We start from the raw sequence: 18019 nt of genomic DNA, 5'->3' as shown, positions 1-18019 counted from the left end.
GCTTCTAGCTTTTGTCATTTGAAGCGGGCAGCAATTTGGTCATGACGAAGAATAAACCAATCACGACGCCTGCAAGAATAATCCAGTAGAGGATGCCGCTTTCACCGCTGACCCATGAGTTGAGATTGAAGAATGCCTGGGATCCTCCCGGGTTCCCGACTTTGGCAGTGGAGCGGGGGCTGGTTTTCAATTCATCCAGCACACTCGCAATGTCGTACTGGGGAGTGCTTGCGTTCGGATTCCCGGCAAGCAAACGGACCGGCTCGTCTGTCGATCTATAATAGAGCAACCGTATGATCGGAAGCTGATATTCAGCTTTTGAAATCTCAATCGGCGCGTTGTCGCCATTGTCCGTTTCAATAAAAAGGGTTTTGGATTGGGGATGACGGTACAGTTGAATCAGGCAGGAAGCATCAGCCTTTTGAGGCACATGCTTCCATGAGGCGGAACCCAAAAGAATTTTGCCATGTCCCATGTCTTCCTCATAAACCGAAAGAGTTCTTTCAAAGAGCTGCGTTGGACTTTCCAGGGTAATTGCCTTTACGGGCAGATTGGCCAGGGGCAAACGCACTTCCCATTTGCCTGTCTTGCTTGTGGAATTATTTTTGTCCGCCACGATTTCTGCGTCCGTGGTACGATCAACAGGCAGGCGCTCCACCCAATAGGGGATTTGCCTGTTTCCTTTGATGATTCTGGCGTCGCCTAGATTTTCGCCGGCGCACGCCAGAGCCTCGGGAGGCAATTCAAGTTCCTGCACGCCGACAGCCTGCTGCTGGATCGAAAAATTCTTTTGCCAGTCATTGGGCGACAATATCCCGCCGAGAATTTCATTTCCCAGGATCAGAGTGTTGTTTTTATAGTTACCGTACGGTTTTAATGGTGTCGTTGCGGCCACTTGCACGGCATTTGAAATTTTCAAACCGGAGACGTCATAATGTTTTTGTTCCGCTTGTTTATTGCCGGTCAGGACTTGATAAGTCCCGCCGCTGAGGGCGTAAAAGACGCATGACAGCGGCAGAACCCTTGCTTCGATCTCATTGATTTTCAGCGGGGGATTGTCCCCGTTTTCAATATAGAGGCGGCATTCTTTTGTGTCTGTTTGGACCCCATAAAACGGAACGATAACTTTTCCGTCCCTGCTTTTTCCATCCAGGCTGCGGGTAAGCGCGCCCTGGGCAATTTCGCGCTCCGTCACAACACCTCCTTCGATGTTGGGAATTGATAATTTGACGGAGCGTTGAAAAACCGGGTTTTCGATGCCAAAAGCAAGGCTGTAGATCGGCAGGTTTGCCGCCGGAAATTGGATTGAATAATAACTTTTCCCAACCGTTTCCACATGGTCTCGGATGACGATTGGGTAGGAAATCGTTTGCGCTCCAATATTTCTTTCGGCCTCCACCACATAGGCCCGATTCACAATAATAGGCTTTCCTTTGTCGTCGGGTATGGCGACGCGAAATTCCCGAGCTTTGATCGCAGAGAACTTAAAATTCGTTTTTTCCTCAAAGGGAACCCTTTGCCGGTAGATTGGATCATGCTCCAGCACGGTCACCCATTCCCTGCCGTCGAAGGCCTCCACTTTGGCCGACCTTTGAAAATCATTCGTACCCACGGATAATTGGATTTCCCGAATCAGGGCCGGGGTATTGGTTTTAATTTGAACAATGGTTTCTCCATGGAGCCATTGGGTTGAAAGTGATTCGACGGAAACGGGCTTTGTTTCCGTGTTACCGGAACCGATAGCAAAACCCACTTCCTCACCACCGGGGGACACGAACCGCAAATCCCGCAAATCCGCCTGGCTTTTACCGAGAACATCCGGGCTGAGATCGAATTTGTAAATCCCCGCCTTGGGCACGGAAATTCCCTGCCCGTATTGCCATGCTTCCTTCCAATCTCCGGCAACGCAAATCTGGACGGCCATGAAAAGCGCCGCGCTCCATTTTAAGATGTGTTTCATGGGATTCCTGTTCGAATTCTGCTGTTATTTTGATTCGGGACTTTTGGCGACAAATTTTTGATAGAGGAACGACGACAGGATCAGCAGCACGGCCACAACCACCAAAGTCGCAATGCGATACAGCGCGCTCAACTGCGAAATGTCATGGAAGAATATTTTTAATACCGTAATGCCAAAAAGGCCGATGCTCGCGTAGCGCGCGGCCCTTGCCTGGTGGCGAATACCTGCCACCAGCAATCCAAGGGCAAAAATCGCCCAGCCAATCGAATAGGCCATGTCGCGGGCAAAATTATCCGAGAAATCAAACGTAAGCGTGGAGCCTGTCGCAAAATAATCGGCAATTTCAATGTTCATCAAAAGAAAGAGCAGGACCAGGGCCGCGCCTGTCAGCAGTCCCTGCCAATTCCAACCGTCCCATTTTCCAAGCTCCTGTCTTTTGAGCAAACAGGAGCCGCCGAGCATCGCCGCAATCGCGAGCCCATAGGTGTACAAATACCAATTCAGAATGGGAACGGACGATCTGACGTGATACTCCAGGATGGCCGGGTTCAGCGCCAGACGCGCAAACGCAACCGCGAGCAGCCCGCATCCGACCATCCACAACCCGTTATGGCGGATTCGATTCCGCAACCAGATCAATGCCGCGCCTTCAAGCGCCCACGCGATTGTCAGCCATTCGTTCCCGAATTGAATCGGGAAAATGATTGTTATAAAAAACAGCGCCGTTCCCCCGTACCAAGCCAGGATGGCATTTCGTCGCGGGCTGCTTTCGGGAATTCCTCGCAGCAAATATCCCGTGGCTCCAATATAAGGCAAGGCAAAGAGCAGAGGTACAAGTCCCATGCTGTGATTCGGGTGAAATTCCTGGATGTTCCGATGTGCGAGAAGGAAATGGGCCAGGCCTGCGATGCACGCAATGGCCCAGGGATGCAATTGTTCCGTGAACGCTTTTTTGAAAACCAGCGCGTATCCAAAGAACAAAACGAAAAATAGAACGCTCCATGCGGGCGCGGCATCGTGCATGCCCTGGTTCGACGTGCCGTGCCAGGCCCACTGGGTCAGTGCCGTTCCTCCGAGGGCAACCCAGCCCAGCCAATACGTCTTCGCCCATCTAGCCGTGCCCAGCAACATGACGGAAAGCAGCAAGGCCAGTCCAAACACAAACGATGGATTTGCCAGGTGCAAGTGGTCCATGACCATGATCAGCAGCACATAGGGCAGTGCAGCGGATAATGCGGGCAATTGCACCACGTTCAGGGGAATTCTTTTTGTTGCGTCGGCAAGAGTGAGCGACCTCCGGTAGTGGAGGAGGACAAAAACGCTACCCGTAAACAAAGCCACCGCAAACCCCCCGACCATCCACAGCATGGCGTCGATATCCGTGCCGCCGACGGGCACCCTGGTAATCCAGGACCCCACGGCAACTAGAGTCAGCACAATCATGACGGCCAGGGCCCAGTAGGTCGCCATGATGACGGTGAAGAACATCACCACGAGATTCACGGCGATGATGGCGCCCCAGATGATGGGCGATACGTTGTCCAGCATGTAGATTGGCAGGAGAACCAAAAGCATCGCCATGATTGGAAAGATTTGCGTCCAGCCGGGCGCAATTTTTGCCCCGCGCAGTTTTTGTAAAAACGCAGGGCCTGCGCTATGCAACACCGCAAAAATCAAATCGAAGGCCAGAACCAGCTTTAATGCCGGTTCCTTGAAATAGAGGGACATCCAGATCGACAGCGCGCCGAAGATCATCATTCCAAAAATGGAATGGATCCAGTAAAGCTCCGCAACGATCGAGACGGCCAGCAGGGCAGTTGCGCTGATAACGGCCAGGCCGGTTAATTCAGCCAGAGGGTAGGCTGAATTGTTTCCGGCGAGCAAGAGCACGGAAAAGAACAAAATGGATGTGGCGGCATGCCCGCAAGCGCTTCCAAAATGCCAGTTCAACGGGTTGTTTTTTCTCCTTTGGACGAAAAGCAAGCCGGTGTATCCAACCTGGAAGACCGTCAGGATTCCAAACAAAGTCCAGATTTTTTCGTTTGAATAAAAACGGATGCACCACGCAATTTCCATGACCACGGTCCCCAAAACCGCCAGGGCTTGCATGTATCCCCAATTTTTTCGCAGCACCACCAGCCCCAGTCCCGCATTCAGCAGGAAGATATAGGAGAAAAGCCCCAGGGCGTGATCTTCCCCGCTTCCCAGCAGGAACGGAGTCAGGAAGCCTCCCAGCAGGCCCAGGATCGCCACAAACTGGCCGTCCAACGCCACGGCAATCGAGAACGCTGCGGCCGTCACAACCACCATCAGCACAAAGGCTGCGGCAGGCGGCAATAAATGGTACAGGCTGGTTGAGGCAAACAGGACGGCATACAACACAACAACTCCCACGGCGCACAAGGTCTGCGACAGTACGGCAAATTGCTGTTTTTTGGGCCATGCTCCGGCAATGACCAGGCCGATTCCGAACAAGGCCCCTATGGACATTCTCAGCGCCGGCGGAATCAGGTTGTTGTCAAAGGAGTACTTCAGCGCAAACAAAACGCTGATGAACAAAATGAGCCCGCCGAACCACGCGAACATTTTGACTCCTAGGAATTGTTCCCAATTGAATTCGAAGGATGGAGCGGTTCTTTCTTGCTTTTGCGCGCTTCCGGTCTGTGCGACGCGCATGGGAGCACTTGATGCGGGCTGTGGAATCACGGGAGGTATTGGGGCGGTTTCACTCACGACGGGCTTTTGAATCAGCGGTGGGGGTGTTGGTAGTGGCGGAGCAACAGGCGCAGGGAATGTTTGGCCTGCGGGCTCCGGGACCGGAGTTTTTTGCGCGGAACTTTTAAAGTCCAGGTGAGCGCTGGATTTTTCCCTGAGCCTTTCGAGGGAATTCTTGAGCATTTCCACATCCGATCTCAGGTTCTCGATCCTGCTGCCGAGAATGGAAAACAAAACGACGACGGCGACAATGGTTAAAAACAACACGATTCCTAGCATAAGTTTACTCCTTGATGGTTTTCCCGAGTGATTGGTCCAGTTTGACTAGCAGTTTTTGAAATTCCTTCAGTTCTTTGGCGTTGTATTCGCCGAAGATGCGTTCAACGGCTTTGCCGTATTCCGGGGCTGTTCGTTTCCATTGTTTTTTTCCCTTGGAAGTGAGTGTGATTACGGATTTGCGCAAGTCGGCGGGGTCCGGTTTTTGCGTGAGCAGGCCATCGCGCAGCATTCTTCGCAGCACGATGGAAACGGACGCCTTTCCGACAAGAAGTCCGGACACCAGTTCTTTTTGAGCGATGGTTCCTCCATGAGTCATGGCGAGGTTGAGGACATTGAATTGCGCGGGTGTGATTTTGAAGCGGCTGAAAAAGGCGTCGCTCTTGCGCGACATCGTATTGGATGCGGCCAGGAAGGCGAGCAAGACCTCATGTCCGGGGCCGATGGATTTGGACATGATTGGATTCAACACGAACTTAGTTAGACGTCAAACTAAATATTACGGGCCCGGGAGCCCCCGCGCCCCAGCAGGATTAGTCTCGAGCGAGTGGTACGTTGGAACGGCGGGAGCGATTCAATTTTTAACATGATTATGAACATTCCTTCTTCGTTTTGACGCCAAACTTGGGTTAGCTGGCATGGACATGGACCAGGCCGGGTATTTCAGGATGAGGGCATGGGACGAATATTCGCAATTTATGTATTTAATTGTGGGCCAGGAGGTTGAGCAGTGTGCAGGAAAGTAACATTGACACATGAGTATCAATTGATACCTTTATGACGGATCAGATTCCCATACCCAAACCTTGGCGAAGCCAAGTTGTGGCCATTCTACGAATGCGAAATGACAGCAACATTCAATTTACTTTTGAAGGCCGCAATCTTTGGCAGGCGCGGTTCCCCAATGCGTGGACTTCCGATCTTTGGGAAGCATTGGGTGCCGCGCTTATTAAAGACAACATCACAGGCCAGGAAATCACAGATATGGCGGAAGGCTATGAAACCTGGGAATTTTTCTTCAATCAGGACAGCGTGAAGCTTTACGGCAAAGTGGGGCTTCACCCGAACCGATCAAGAATCAAAATCTATTCCGCCCATCCTCCCAGAAAAGGAGACGTGTTATGAATAAAACGTCCGCCCCGGACTTGCCGGACGAAGAGTTCGAAAAAATTTGGATCGAAGCTCCGGTCTTTATTCCAACCTTGGATGGGAAAAATATTGCCGAAACCATCAATCACCGGGTTCAAGCCTTGAAAAGCCGGAAGACCGGTGAAATTTATTTTGACGGTCATGCGCTGGGCGAGCTCGACAAGGTCAAAGCCCGGCACATGGGTTTGCTCACTCCGGAACAGATCAAGGAACTCCGCGAGCATCTGGATCTGACCCAGAAGGAAATTTCCGAACTTCTGCAGATCGGCGAAAAAACATGGACCCGTTGGGAAACAGGCCGGGAACGCCCGTCGCGCTCACTGAACCTTTTGCTGCAGAGTATTCTGGACGGCAAGATCGATGTCGTTTATCTCAAGTCGCGCAGGCCGGATTGTCGTACAACAGATATTGCGGCTTGAACGGCAGATAGATATCAGATTGCAGGGATCCTCTCACTTCAAAAGCGGTTCATATTAATCCAACCAATTATTAGGCTGTTGGTGGAGCTGCTGCTTGCTTGAAACGGCGGACGTATTTTCGCTTTTTATAAATAGCGGGGAAACAAAAATATAAATCAAAGAGTAACCGCCAACTATCAAGCCAGCACCAAAAAACAAGCTCGAAAAAATGCCTAAAAAGGAGGGCTTAGTCTTATCGTAAGCAGCAAGGCTTATATCTGACGACTTGAGGTGATTTTCCTGGATCTCCTTCAATACGATTGCATAGCGTGGGTCTTCCCGAATCCGCATCGCTTTTGTATGCGCATTCGGAATAAAATAAGTAATTGCGCTAAAAGCAGCGGAAAAGATCGCTAGGGATAAAAATCTGGCGATCCAGACTCCTTGTGCGTTGCTCGGTTTGATCATAGTTCGGTGAATATAGCTTTTTTATTAGCTTTCTAAAAGCAAAAATGTTGGATTTCTGTTTCTTCACTCGATTTTCACTATTCAGAAGGCCGAGTATTTGCACAGGAATCCTTCTGGGCGTTTTGAGTGGTGAGGCTTTTCGGATTGTCGTCTCCAAATACTAACGTTTTGTGTACAGCTTGCATAACATCTGATGTACATCATCGACGCTGAGTGTCTGAATGCAGAGATTGTTCTGGCAAACAGTATTTCGACCATTGCTGTTTACGGGCTGCAAACCGTAAATTTTCACATAATAAAAGATTGCCACGGCTGGGCGGGTTGATTTAGAAGGGGGCAGGTTACAGGCCATGAGCGACAAAAAATCAACAGACGGCCATGCCGAGCCCGACGCAGCCGCCCTGCTGGCGGAGGGCGTCCGTTATTATCAAGGCGAGGGCGTGGCCCGCGATTACCAAGCCGCCTTTGAAAAATTCAGCCTGGCGGCCCAATCCGGCAACCCCGCCGCGCAATGCTGGGTTGGCCTTTGCCATTACCGGGGCGAAGGCACGCCCAAAGACGCCCGCGCCGCTTACGAATGGTTCAGCCGTTCCGCCGAGCAGGGTCACGCCAATGCCCAATATTATCTGGGTTGCCTTTATCTGCGCGGCGACGGCGTACCGGCCAAGGACCTGGAGCACGCGGTGGTTTACCTGAAAAAAGCCGAACAGGCCGGTCATCCCGAAGCACGCAAGGAACTGGACAAAATTTGGAGTGCGCGCGGCTCTTTGCAACCGGACCTCGACGATCATGCCGGCGGTTTTTTCGGCAAGGTGGGTGACAAACTGAGCCAGATGACGGGCTTGCAACCACTGGTTGGATTTAATCTGCGTGATTTGTTTTCGGAAGTTTTTCGCAAACGCAAAGCCGAGGAAGTCGAGGAGCAGTTTGCGGTCGGCACGCGCCTCACCACTCCGGACTTTAACAGTGTGCAGGCCAATTGGCCCAAGCCCTGGGTCTTCGGTCCCATTCTGTTGCTGTCCGCTGCCGTTTATTTCGGATTCAGTTATGCCTTCGACCGTTTCCAAAATTGGAACCTCATCCCCGGCTGGCTGTTCATCGGATCTTTCGGTGTGCCCATGGCGACGCTGATCATGATTTTCGAGATGAATATTTTGAAAAACATTTCGGCCTATCTGGTGGCCAAACTGCTTCTTGCCGGCGGCCTGCTGTCGATTGTGTTTTCACTCCTGCTGTTTCAGGAAACCAACCTGGACAAGGCCTGGGGTGATATTGCGGCCGGACCCATTGAAGAAACCGGCAAACTGCTGGCTGTTTTGATTCTGGCGCGGCCCAGCCGCTATCCCTGGACCATCAACGGGATTTTGTTAGGAGCTGCCATTGGTACCGCTTTCAGCGCCTTCGAATCAGCCGGATATGCCTTTCGGGCGCTGGAAGGCATGCTGGGGAACAATGCCACCATGGAAGGCGTCATGATGCAGCGCGCGTTCTTCGCGCCGTTCGGCCACATTTGCTGGACGGCCATCACCGCCGGTGCGTTTTGGAGGCTCCTGGCCGGCCGCAAATTCTCCTTCAACTACCTCGGAGATTGGACTTTCCTGCGCATTGCCTTGGTTCCGGTGGTGTTGCACATGCTTTGGAATTCAGGCCTCACCCTGCCTTTGCTGGACTACAATTTAAGCCACGTCATCCTGGAAGGCGTCATTTGCATTGTGGGCTGGATGCTGCTTTTCATGCTCATCCAGGACGGCATCAGGCAAATCAAGACCGCCCAGGGCGGCTCTCCCACGCTGCCAGCTCCGCACTGAAACACATGAGCTAAACCCGCGCAGGTTTTTTGCGGAGTGGAGTTTTCCGCCTGGTCGTCTTCCGTTTGCGGCGTTTTTCGTACAGCTCGCAGACCTTCTGATACACGTCATCGACGTTGATGGCCTGCATGCAGAGATTATTCCGGCAGACGGTATTTCGCCCGTTGGCGGCGGTCACGCAGGGACTGCAGGCCAGCCCGGCCCAGAACACATGGCTGCGCGGGGAACGTGCGCGAAACAGGGCCGGATTCTCCGGGCCAAACAAGGTGACGGTGTCAATCGGCGCCAGGGATGAAAAGTGAGCCGGACCGCTGTCGTTGGTCACCATAATTTCGGCAAGAAAATAAAGCGCCATCAACTGCCGGAGCGAAGTGAGTCCGGCCAGATTGAAACAACGCGGATGATCGATGGCCGCGACCTGCTTTTCGACCTCCCGCTTTTCCGAGGGGCCGCCGGTGAATCCGACATGCAGTTCAGGATAGCGGCGCAGGAGGCGCTGGGTCAGGTCCCGGTAATTGTCCTCATGCCAGCGGCGCAAGGGGATGAGGTCGCCGCAATTGGAGTTGAGCAGAATGAGAGGCAGTCCGTGCGAAGGTTTATCGCCCGACGCCGCACGCACGATGTCGCGTGTTTCATCCAATTCGCCGGACCGGAGTTTATACAACGGCGCTTCGGTTTCGGAGGATTCCACATAAGCGGGAATTTTTTTGCCGAAAGTGGGGAGCTGGCGTGGGTCTTCAAAAACGGCGTCGAGCATGACTTCGAAGAGATCGGCGGTGTGGATGTGCTGGTTGCAGATCAAGCGGTGGGTCATCAAATTGCCGCGGTATGCCGCCTCGCCATGAAAGGCATGGAACCCGATGCGCCAGCGCGCGCCGCTGAGATAAGCCAGTGCAGCGGTGGAGCGGGCAAAAAATTCCATGTCGATTGCGAAATCAAAACCGATACCGCGCGCCTTCCTGATGGCTTTGATGGCGCCGAACAGGACTTGCGTAATGGTTTCGTGCGGGATGGTGATGACATTTTCGGTGGGAATGATCCCAAGGGCATCGAGGACAAAACGGTTGTCGTCGAACACGAGAAAATAAAGGTTGTTCCTGCCGAAGATTTCGGCGGCCCGCTGCAGCATGGGGCGGGCGAGGATGGTCGATCCCTGTTCGGCAAGCTTGATGAACAGGATTTTGCGCCGTTTCATGTCGAGCGGGCGCTCGGGCGTCGGGCCCCCCAGATAACGCAAGAGGGTGAGGAATATGCAGGCGGGCACCCCCAGCAATGCATCCAGGAATCGCATGAGTGAAACTTTCATTTTTGGGGAAAGAAAGTGCTGGGAAGATGTCCGGAGCCGGGTCTGGCTGCGGCGCTGACATCGTCATTAATCTGGGTTAACCGGACGTACATCATCGAAATAAACAGTTTGGAACCCGTTGGGCAAGAGAATCTTCTTACTACAATGAAGCATAAATGCCACTTTTTTTAGTTCCTTATTTACTTTCTGACGTCTCTGGGGGAGCTTGGGCTTCGCAACTCTTGCAGTGGAACACATTATGACATTTGCATCATGCCTGGCCCGGATGCCTCACCCTCTTCTGAAAACCCCGGCAAAAGGTCTTGCCAAAAGGCCGGGCAAACAGGGGCGCGCCCACATCCGGGCTAAAAACAAAACCGCCTGAAATGAGAAATTTTTTGAAATCGATCAATCAAGTTTTGAGGCGGTTTTGCAGTTTTAAACTGGAAAATCACGAGCGCAATGCGCTGCTTGCCTTTGTTATCATAGCCCTGTTGCTGTCTGTGGTGCCTGTCGCCAATACAATCAAGGGCCCGGACTGCAACAAGGACTACAATACCTGGTACAAAGTGGCCCATTTGGTGCGGGAGGGTAAGCCCATTTTTCCGCCTGGGGTGACCGATTTTGGCTACAATTTCTTTTATCCGCCGGCCATCGCCACCCTGTTGTATGCTCCCATTTCCTATGCCGGCAAGGTCGGTCTGGTTGCAATTCTTTGTGCGCTGAGCGCTGCGGGCCATCTGGCGGCCATCCTGATCAGTGTTTATTTTGCAACGGGCCGGATCCGCGGGCAGCCTTGGGCTCTTTATGTCGTGCCCTTTCTGGTGAGCCTGCCGTTTTGCTGGGATATTTATGTTCTCGGACAACTCAACCTGACGCTTTTGGGCGTGATGATGCTCGGTTTTCTGGCCTTGGAACACAAGCGGCCCATTGCTGCGGGCGCATTTCTGGCTCTCTCGGCGGCGGCCAAGGCTTTCCCGCTCACAGCCATCGCATATCTGATTTGGCGGCGTTATTGGCTGGCAGCCGCTTCGATGCTGGCAACGCTGGTTTTGGTGCTCGTGTTTTTGCCGGCCCCGATCCGGGGTTTTGACCGCAACTGGCAGGAGCTGACCACGTGGGCGGACAAAATGTTGCTCCACAATACCGGCACAACCATCGCCAACCAGCCGGACCGCGGTTATCGCTACGGCAACCAGACGCTTCTTTCGGTCGTGCACAGGTTGACTCGTCCGTTGCCGGTGGGCAAACCCAAGGACGGCGATATGACCGTCAATTTTATAACTATTTCCCCGCAGTCGGCCTTTCTGGTTTTCTTTGCGCTGGCGGGGATCATGTGTCTGGCCTATGTCTGGGCCATGCCTGTGCGTAGAAATTGCGTACCGCGCACCAACGCCATTGAGTATTCCATCCTGCTGATCTTGATCGTCGTTTTTTCCCCCAAGGCGGGGTCCTATTATTATTGCTGGATCATTCCAGGGCTTACGGTTGCGATTGCGGAGTGGCTGGAGTCACCCAAGGGCTCGGCCCGTCGCCGCTGGATCACTGCCGGGCTCGCGTTGAGTCTGCTGGTCCTATCCACGGCTTTGAGCCAAAACTTCGATCGCCATGCGCAGGGGATGGGCGCCACGATGTGGGGCGCGGTGCTTTTATTTGTATTGCTGGTGGGATTGCTGCGCGACAGAAGCCGTCAGTTGAGTTGAAATCCCGGGGCTGAAGCCAAGGGCATAAACTGGAGGGACGACCGCCGTGTCGTCCCACTTTTCCTGTGTGATAGGGATTTTGGGACGGCACGGCGGCCGTCCCTCCATCCGCGTCTCTGGAATGAATTATTCCTTTTTGCCTTCGCCGGGGCGGAATTCTTCTTCCGCGCGGTCGAATGCATCGCCCATCGAACCCAGCATGTCGGACCCGCGCAGGTTTTCGAGTGAAGCGCGTTCCTTGTCCAATTGCTCGGGCGTGTAGTTGGCGGCTTTGATGGAAAGGCCGATGCGCCGTTCCGTCTTGTCCACCTTGACCACACGGGCCTGAACTTCCTGGCCGATCTTGAGGACATCCTTGACCTTCGCCACGCGTTCTTCGCTGATGTGCGAAATGTGGACCAGACCGTCGATTTCCTCCGCCAATTGGATGAAGGCGCCGAAGCTGGCCACTTTGGTCACCGTGCCGGTCACCAGGTCGCCCACTTTGTAGCGGCTTTCGATGTTGCTCCACGGATCGCTGTTGAGCTGTTTGATGCCCAAGCTGATGCGCTGGTTTTGCTTGTCGATGCCGATGACCTGCGCCTCGATTTCCTCGCCCTTCTTGAGAATTTCGGAAGGATGATTGATCTTGCGGGTCCAGGACAGATCGGAAACGTGGATCATGCCATCGATGCCTTCTTCCAGTTCCACAAAGGCGCCGTACGCGGTGAGGTTGCGCACAATGCCCTTGACCTGGGAATTGAGAGGATATTTCTCCTGAATGCTGTCCCACGGGTTTTGTTCGAGGGCGCGCAGGCTGAGTGAAAGCTTTTGCTCGGCCGGGTTGACTTCCGTGACGGCGACTTCCACCAATTGCCCGGTTGTGAGCACATCGGACGGACGCGCCACGCGTTTGGTCCATGAAATTTCGGAAACGTGGATGAGGCCTTCGACCCCGGGTTCCAGTTCCACAAATGCGCCATAGGGCAGGAGGCTGGAAATCTTTCCTTTGAGATGCGTGCCGACCGGATATTTTTCCGCGATCTTTTCCCACGGGTTTTCCGTGCGCTGTTTCAGACCCAGGCTGACGCGCTCTTTTTCACGGTCGATTTCAAGCACCATCACTTCGATTTCCTGGCCCAACTTGAGGATTTCGGAAGGATGATTCAGGCGGCTCCAACTGATATCGGTGATGTGGAGCAGGCCATCCAGGCCGTCGAGATCGATGAACGCGCCGAAGTCGGTGATGTTCTTGATGACGCCCTTGACGAGCGAGCCCTTTTCAATACCGGAAAGCAGCTTGGAACGCTTTTCCGCACGCTCGGCTTCGATGATTTCGCGGCGGGAAAGCACCAGGTTTTTGCGGTCTTCGTTGATTTTGACAATCTTGCATTCGATGTTCTTGTCCTCGAATTCCCGGAGGTTCTTGGGGGGAATGATATCGATCTGCGATGCGGGGAGGAAGGCTTCGACGCCCACATTGACCATGAGCCCGCCTTTGACAATCTTGCGGACGCGGCCGGTGATGGTGCCGCCTTCGTTGTAAATTTTGACGATCTTGTCCCAGTTTTGTTTCTGGGCGGCTTTTTGCCTGGAAAGAACGACCATCCCCTCGTCGTCTTCGAGACGTTCGAGCAGGACTTCGACTTCCTGGCCGACGGCGAGTTCTTCCGGCTGTTCAAATTCGTCGCTGCCGATGATGCCTTCGGACTTGTAACCGATATCGACGACCACTTCCTTGGATCGGACTTCGAGAATGGTGCCTTTGATGATGCTGCCTTCTTTGAAATTCTGCAAAGAAGAGTCCAGTAATGTTGCGATGTCTTTCATGAGATAATAATCACCCGGCAATTGCTCCTGTTGATGAGGTTGGGCTGCGCGGAGCGCGGGCGTTTTCGATTTTCTGTAACCATCCGCCAAACCTCGGCGGCAGAGGGTTGAGGTTTCTTTGCCGTCCTACTCGTGCAGGACTATCAGGCAAGGGGAAAAGCAATACGCAAGCCCGGAGGATTCGGCAAGCGGAAATTAGGGCTTATTTTTGGCTGGACGGCGGATTTCCAGCAAAAAGCGGCTGCTAAACCTATTGATGGAAGGAGCGCCATAAGCCAGCTCTTGCTTGGGCTGCAAGGTAAACTGCTTCCAGGGAGACACTTCCATGGTCATGCCCTCCTGGTTTTTAAAAATAGTCCGGATTTGTACCGCCAAGGGCGCGCTGCTGTTATTCACAACCCGGCTTTGGGCCAAAAAAATCCCGCTCTGGTCCCAGTTGGCCGTCTGATTTTCAATCAAAAGGGATTTGGCCAAATCTTCCTCGGTGATCAGAGCCGAAGCCGCTTCGGGGATTCCCTGGGACTGGGCTGTTTTTTGCTCCGCTGCGGGCGGCGAGGCGCAGCATGCCTGTAATAAGAACAACAGCGTAATGGCATAAAACCGGCACATGCCGCCAGTCTAAAGGGACAGACGGGTTGAGTCATGTAAAATGACAGGTCGATTGTGGGTAACGCAGGCGTTGACCCCTGATTGTGGCTTGTTGCATAATCAGCCGATCCAATATGAAAACAAAACCATCGCTTATTATGGGCTGGGTGCTGGCGGCTGTGATTATGCTTTCCTTTTTCATGCCGTGGGCGCGGTTTGGGGCGGAATCCTTTTTCGGCAATGTCCTGGGCGTCTCCCACCACCTGGCACAGGACGAAAACGATTTCGTGCATGGCTATGTGCTGATGCGGCCCGGGGAATGGCATGCTGTGTTCCAACATCCCGGCGACGGATTATCGGGCTACCAGCTTGTGGTGCTCTCTGGCCAAAAATCGTTGAAGTCAAAAGTGGAGCAGGCTTTTGTGGAAATGCTCTGGGGAGGAAAGCATTCCGATTGGGCGATGAAATTCCTGCTTTTGGCTCCGCTGTGTGCGATTGCCGGAGCACTGCTTATTACACAACCAAAACCCGCGACGAAATGGCTGGCGGCTGTGGCTGTTATTCAAGTGGTATTTTACGGATTTGTACGCTGGAAACTAAATGCAGCCTATCTGGACCGCCTGGTGTCGCAGGTGAGTTTTAATTTGGGCTTCTGGCTATGCCTTTATGCCACCATCCTGATGGCGCTGCTGCTTTTGATCCGTGCCGCGTTGCCGGACAAGACGAAGTGGTAAGAACGGGCTGTCGCCCGTTCTTACTTAAACAATCAGGCTTTTTTGGCCGTCTTCCGGGATTTGCGCGCTGCGGGACGTGGCGCAGGCACTGCGGCCGGGATGGGAGCCGGAGTGGCCGCTATTGTGCCGACGGGCTTTTGGATTGTTTTGTCCTCTTCCTGGTGGATGGCTTTCGTAAACTCCTTTTCGATTTCGTCTTTGGCCTTGCGGAATTCGCCAAAGCTGCGGCCCAGGCCGCGGGCCAATTCGGGGAGTTTTTTGGGTCCGAAAAGCAAAATGACAATAATCAGGATAATGCCCCAATCCATGGGCGCAAGAAAACTTGCCAATACAGGCTGAATCATAAACCTAATGTAACTCCCCATGGCGCAAAAGCAACGAGATAGTACCGGGTATAAACATTGCTGCGGGCCTCAAACCTTTTATCGAGGGCCGAGTGTTGCTGTTGCCTCATTTATCTGGGTCGAGCCAAGCTTGACCCTCCATTTCCCGCGAGTCGCATTGTGACTGCGCGTTAAAGTCATACACATCCCAAAGCGGTCGCCTCGGTGGCCTTTTTGCCCCTCTTATAGAGGGGATTACTGCGCGGCTTCGACGGTGACTTGGCGCGAGGCGCTGCGGCCCTGTGCATCGGTGACGCTGATGTGATGTGCGCCGGGCAAGGGCTTCCACGCAAGCGTTTCTTCCGGCCGGGTTTTTCCGAGATAGGTGGAGTCGGCAAACCAATACAGGCTGTCGGCACCCGGCGCCGCAGAGGCCTGTAACAGCAACGTTTGCTTGTTCTCTTCCCCCGCAGCCGCCGTCCGCAAGGCATAGGTAACACCCTGTTGCGGCGAGGTGATGACCGGCTCTGAAGCATTATCCGAGTTGGCGGGCAATGTCTGCGTCTGGACGCCCGCATACGTCGGCGGCGTGCGACGGGGCAAGCCCGCCTTGCGGAACAGCTCCAACAAATCGCTTGTCCAAACTTCATAGACCTCCGTGTGTACTTCACGTGCATCTGTTGGTTTTCTCACGCGCCTACCGGTCCGGGTATCGACATAGATTTCCTGGTGAACCGTGCAGGTCTGGATCGGCGAAACCCCGGGAATGAACCAGTCTTTGATCGTCCTCGGGCAATGCGCGCCCGCAGGCTCGCCCGACAGTGCGCAAAGATCCACGCGTTCGAGATTCAGGCCGTCTGACTTTTCCCAGTCGGCAAGACCTGCGGCTTCACTTATGCGCGCGCGGATGGCATCGATCATTCCGAAGAGCAACGGCGCCGCGGTGCGGCGACCGACAAACGCTTCGTTGCCTTCGCCGGAAAAATTCCCGACCCAGACGACAAGTATGTAGTGGTCGAAAACCCCAACCGACCACGCGTCGCGCAAGGACCAGGAGGTGCCGGTTTTCCAGGCCACGGCGCCACCGTTGTTGCGGAGTCCCTCGCTGCGCAGGCTGTCAGGCCGGCCTGTTTGTTTCAAAATATCCAATACCATAAAACAAGCTTCGGGGCTCAGGAGCTGTTGCTTTTCCGCGGAAACTTCATCCAGCGATGTGCGCAACGGACGGTAGGCGCCGCGATTGGCGAGCATGGCGTAGAGCCGGGCCAGTTCTTCCATGCTCACTTCGGAGCTGCCGAGAGCCAGGGTCAGGCCGTAGTGCGTTTCTTCCTGTAAATTTTTAACCCCGGTCTGCGATAAAAGTTGATAGAGCGTGTGCTTCTTCAAGCGGGAGGACAGCCAAACCGCCGGCACATTGCGGCTTTGCTGCAAGGCAGTGCAGGCCTGGATCGGGCCGGCGAATTCGCGGTCGTAATTTTCCGGGTTGTATCCCGCAAAACCGGAGGGCGCGTCCTTCAACAATGAATGCGGCTGGATCAGGCCCTCGTCCATTGCAAGCGCATAGAGCAGTGGCTTGAGCGTGGAACCGGGTGAGCGCCGCATCGTGGTGCCGTTGACCTGGCCGTCGATGTCCTTGGAAAAATAATCCGCAGAGCCGACCGCAGCCAATACTTCCATGTTCCGCGAATCGATCAGCAACGCGGCCGCATTATTCACGCCTCCAGACCTGCGCTTTTCAACAAACTGCGACACCTCGCGCTCCAATGTGTGTTGCAGGGAAAGTTCGAGCGTGGAGTGAACGCGATATTGCGCCGCACGAGAATCCAACCCGGATGATTCATCTTCTTTTGAAAACTCGCACAAAATATTTTGCCAAAAGGTTGAACAGAAAGCAGACAATCCGGCATCCGGGTTAATAGCCTGCATGTTCCCGGCACCTGTCGTTTTATTGATTGGGAACAAAGACAACTGGTGGATTTCCCGAGAGGACTGAGACATGCAGGCTAGTGAATCGACAAAGTGCGGCGCCAGGAATGGAAGATTGCGCGGGGTTTTCACCTGCAACGCCATGTCGAGCGTGGGCCGCAGTCCGGCGTCCTGCGGATGTTCCTCAACCCATTGGGCGAAAAGCGCGGCGCGAGCCTTGAGCAGCGCATCATTGCCGCGTGCGGTTTCCCCCGGAAAACGCGGCGCGCGGCGGGCGGGACTCTGGGGAATGACGCTCAGTGTGACGGCTTCGGCCAGGGACAGTTTGTCGGGGGTTTTCCCATAATAAATGATGCTGGCCGCGCCGATGCCCTCGATGTTGCGCCCGTAGGAAGCCTGGTTGAGATAGGCTTCCAGGATTTCGTTTTTGGAATAGGTGTACTCGATCTGTACGGCGCGCAGGACCTGGATGAACTTGCCGGGCCAGGTGCGGGTGTTGAGATGGAAGCGGATGCGCGCGAGTTGCATTGGGATGGTGGAGGCGCCGAAGCGGCGATGCAGGCCTGTCATTTCGTTCAGAGCTGATTTCCCGAGCGCGACCGGATTGAATCCCGGATGAAAACCGAAGTAACGGTCTTCATGCAGCAGCGTGGCCTGGACCAGCAGGGGCGAGATTTCCTTCAGCGGCGTACGAATCCGGTAGGTCTGGTCGTCGGCCAGCGTGGCGCGGAGCAGGTTGCCCTCGCGGTCATAATAGCAACGGGAAAACTTCACGCTTTCCCACAGATCGGGAGCGGGCAGGCAGAAACGCAGCGCCAGGCCTGCCATTATCAGCAGGCCCAGCCCTAACAATAAGCTGCGCAGGAGCCGCTTCATT

14 protein-coding genes are annotated in these 18019 nt (G+C 54.1%); 5 read left to right on the top strand and 9 right to left on the bottom strand.

What is annotated here, in order from left to right; all coding sequences use genetic code 11:
- Positions 1-4: 4 nt before the first annotated feature.
- From PHD76_08165 to PHD76_08155, 3 genes are read right to left on the bottom strand one after another with little or no spacing between them, the layout of a single operon-like run.
- Positions 5-1960, bottom strand: a complete 1956-nt coding sequence (locus PHD76_08165; protein MDD5261810.1) for a hypothetical protein — start codon at positions 1958-1960, stop codon at positions 5-7.
- A gap of 24 nt (positions 1961-1984) precedes the next feature.
- Positions 1985-4954, bottom strand: a complete 2970-nt coding sequence (locus PHD76_08160) for a DUF2339 domain-containing protein (protein ID MDD5261809.1) — start codon at positions 4952-4954, stop codon at positions 1985-1987.
- A 4-nt stretch (positions 4955-4958) separates the two neighbouring features.
- Positions 4959-5408, bottom strand: coding sequence for a MarR family transcriptional regulator (locus tag PHD76_08155; protein ID MDD5261808.1), 450 nt, complete (start codon positions 5406-5408; stop codon positions 4959-4961).
- A gap of 320 nt (positions 5409-5728) precedes the next feature.
- Here PHD76_08155 and PHD76_08150 point away from each other — a divergent pair, with 320 nt between their 5' ends.
- Together PHD76_08150 and PHD76_08145 are read left to right on the top strand one after the other, a co-directional pair.
- A complete protein-coding gene (locus PHD76_08150; protein MDD5261807.1) occupies positions 5729-6076 on the top strand; it encodes a hypothetical protein in 348 nt (115 codons plus the stop codon).
- A complete protein-coding gene (locus PHD76_08145; protein MDD5261806.1) occupies positions 6073-6519 on the top strand; it encodes a helix-turn-helix domain-containing protein in 447 nt (148 codons plus the stop codon). Before PHD76_08150 ends, PHD76_08145 begins: the two co-directional genes overlap by 4 nt.
- A 54-nt stretch (positions 6520-6573) precedes the next feature.
- Here the strand turns inward: PHD76_08145 and PHD76_08140 are convergent, their stop codons facing one another.
- Complete coding sequence (locus PHD76_08140) at positions 6574-6966, bottom strand: hypothetical protein (GenBank protein MDD5261805.1); 393 nt, start codon at positions 6964-6966, stop codon at positions 6574-6576.
- Positions 6967-7316: 350 nt separating this feature from the next.
- Between PHD76_08140 and PHD76_08135 the strand changes: the two genes are divergently transcribed.
- On the top strand, positions 7317-8774 hold the full coding sequence (locus PHD76_08135; protein MDD5261804.1) for a PrsW family glutamic-type intramembrane protease: 1458 nt from the start codon (positions 7317-7319) through the stop codon (positions 8772-8774).
- A gap of 10 nt (positions 8775-8784) precedes the next feature.
- Here the strand turns inward: PHD76_08135 and PHD76_08130 are convergent, their stop codons facing one another.
- Positions 8785-10080, bottom strand: coding sequence for a glycosyltransferase family 9 protein (locus PHD76_08130; GenBank protein MDD5261803.1), 1296 nt, complete (start codon positions 10078-10080; stop codon positions 8785-8787).
- Between the two features lie 365 nt (positions 10081-10445).
- Between PHD76_08130 and PHD76_08125 the strand changes: the two genes are divergently transcribed.
- On the top strand, positions 10446-11762 hold the full coding sequence (locus PHD76_08125; protein MDD5261802.1) for a glycosyltransferase family 87 protein: 1317 nt from the start codon (positions 10446-10448) through the stop codon (positions 11760-11762).
- A gap of 126 nt (positions 11763-11888) precedes the next feature.
- Here PHD76_08125 and rpsA read toward each other — a convergent pair whose 3' ends face one another.
- Together rpsA and PHD76_08115 are read right to left on the bottom strand one after the other, a co-directional pair.
- On the bottom strand, positions 11889-13571 hold the full coding sequence (gene rpsA, locus PHD76_08120) for a 30S ribosomal protein S1 (protein ID MDD5261801.1): 1683 nt from the start codon (positions 13569-13571) through the stop codon (positions 11889-11891).
- Between the two features lie 195 nt (positions 13572-13766).
- Positions 13767-14180: a hypothetical protein gene (locus PHD76_08115; protein ID MDD5261800.1), complete on the bottom strand. Its 414-nt coding sequence runs from the start codon at positions 14178-14180 to the stop codon at positions 13767-13769.
- Between the two features lie 113 nt (positions 14181-14293).
- On the opposite strand from PHD76_08115, the gene PHD76_08110 reads away from it, so the two are divergent.
- Positions 14294-14893 (top strand): hypothetical protein, encoded by a 600-nt coding sequence (locus PHD76_08110; protein MDD5261799.1) that lies wholly within the window; start codon positions 14294-14296, stop codon positions 14891-14893.
- A 32-nt stretch (positions 14894-14925) separates the two neighbouring features.
- Here the strand turns inward: PHD76_08110 and PHD76_08105 are convergent, their stop codons facing one another.
- Positions 14926-15201 carry a twin-arginine translocase TatA/TatE family subunit gene (locus PHD76_08105; protein MDD5261798.1) on the bottom strand — a complete coding sequence of 92 codons (276 nt, stop codon included), beginning with the start codon at positions 15199-15201 and terminating at the stop codon, positions 14926-14928.
- A gap of 270 nt (positions 15202-15471) precedes the next feature.
- On the bottom strand, positions 15472-18018 hold the full coding sequence (locus PHD76_08100) for a transglycosylase domain-containing protein (protein MDD5261797.1): 2547 nt from the start codon (positions 18016-18018) through the stop codon (positions 15472-15474).
- Position 18019 lies beyond the last annotated feature (1 nt).

This window comes from Candidatus Methylacidiphilales bacterium, from assembly GCA_028713655.1.
Taxonomy (GTDB): domain Bacteria; phylum Verrucomicrobiota; class Verrucomicrobiia; order Methylacidiphilales; family JAAUTS01; genus JAQTNW01.
This window is presented reverse-complemented; position numbering and strand designations above follow the sequence as displayed.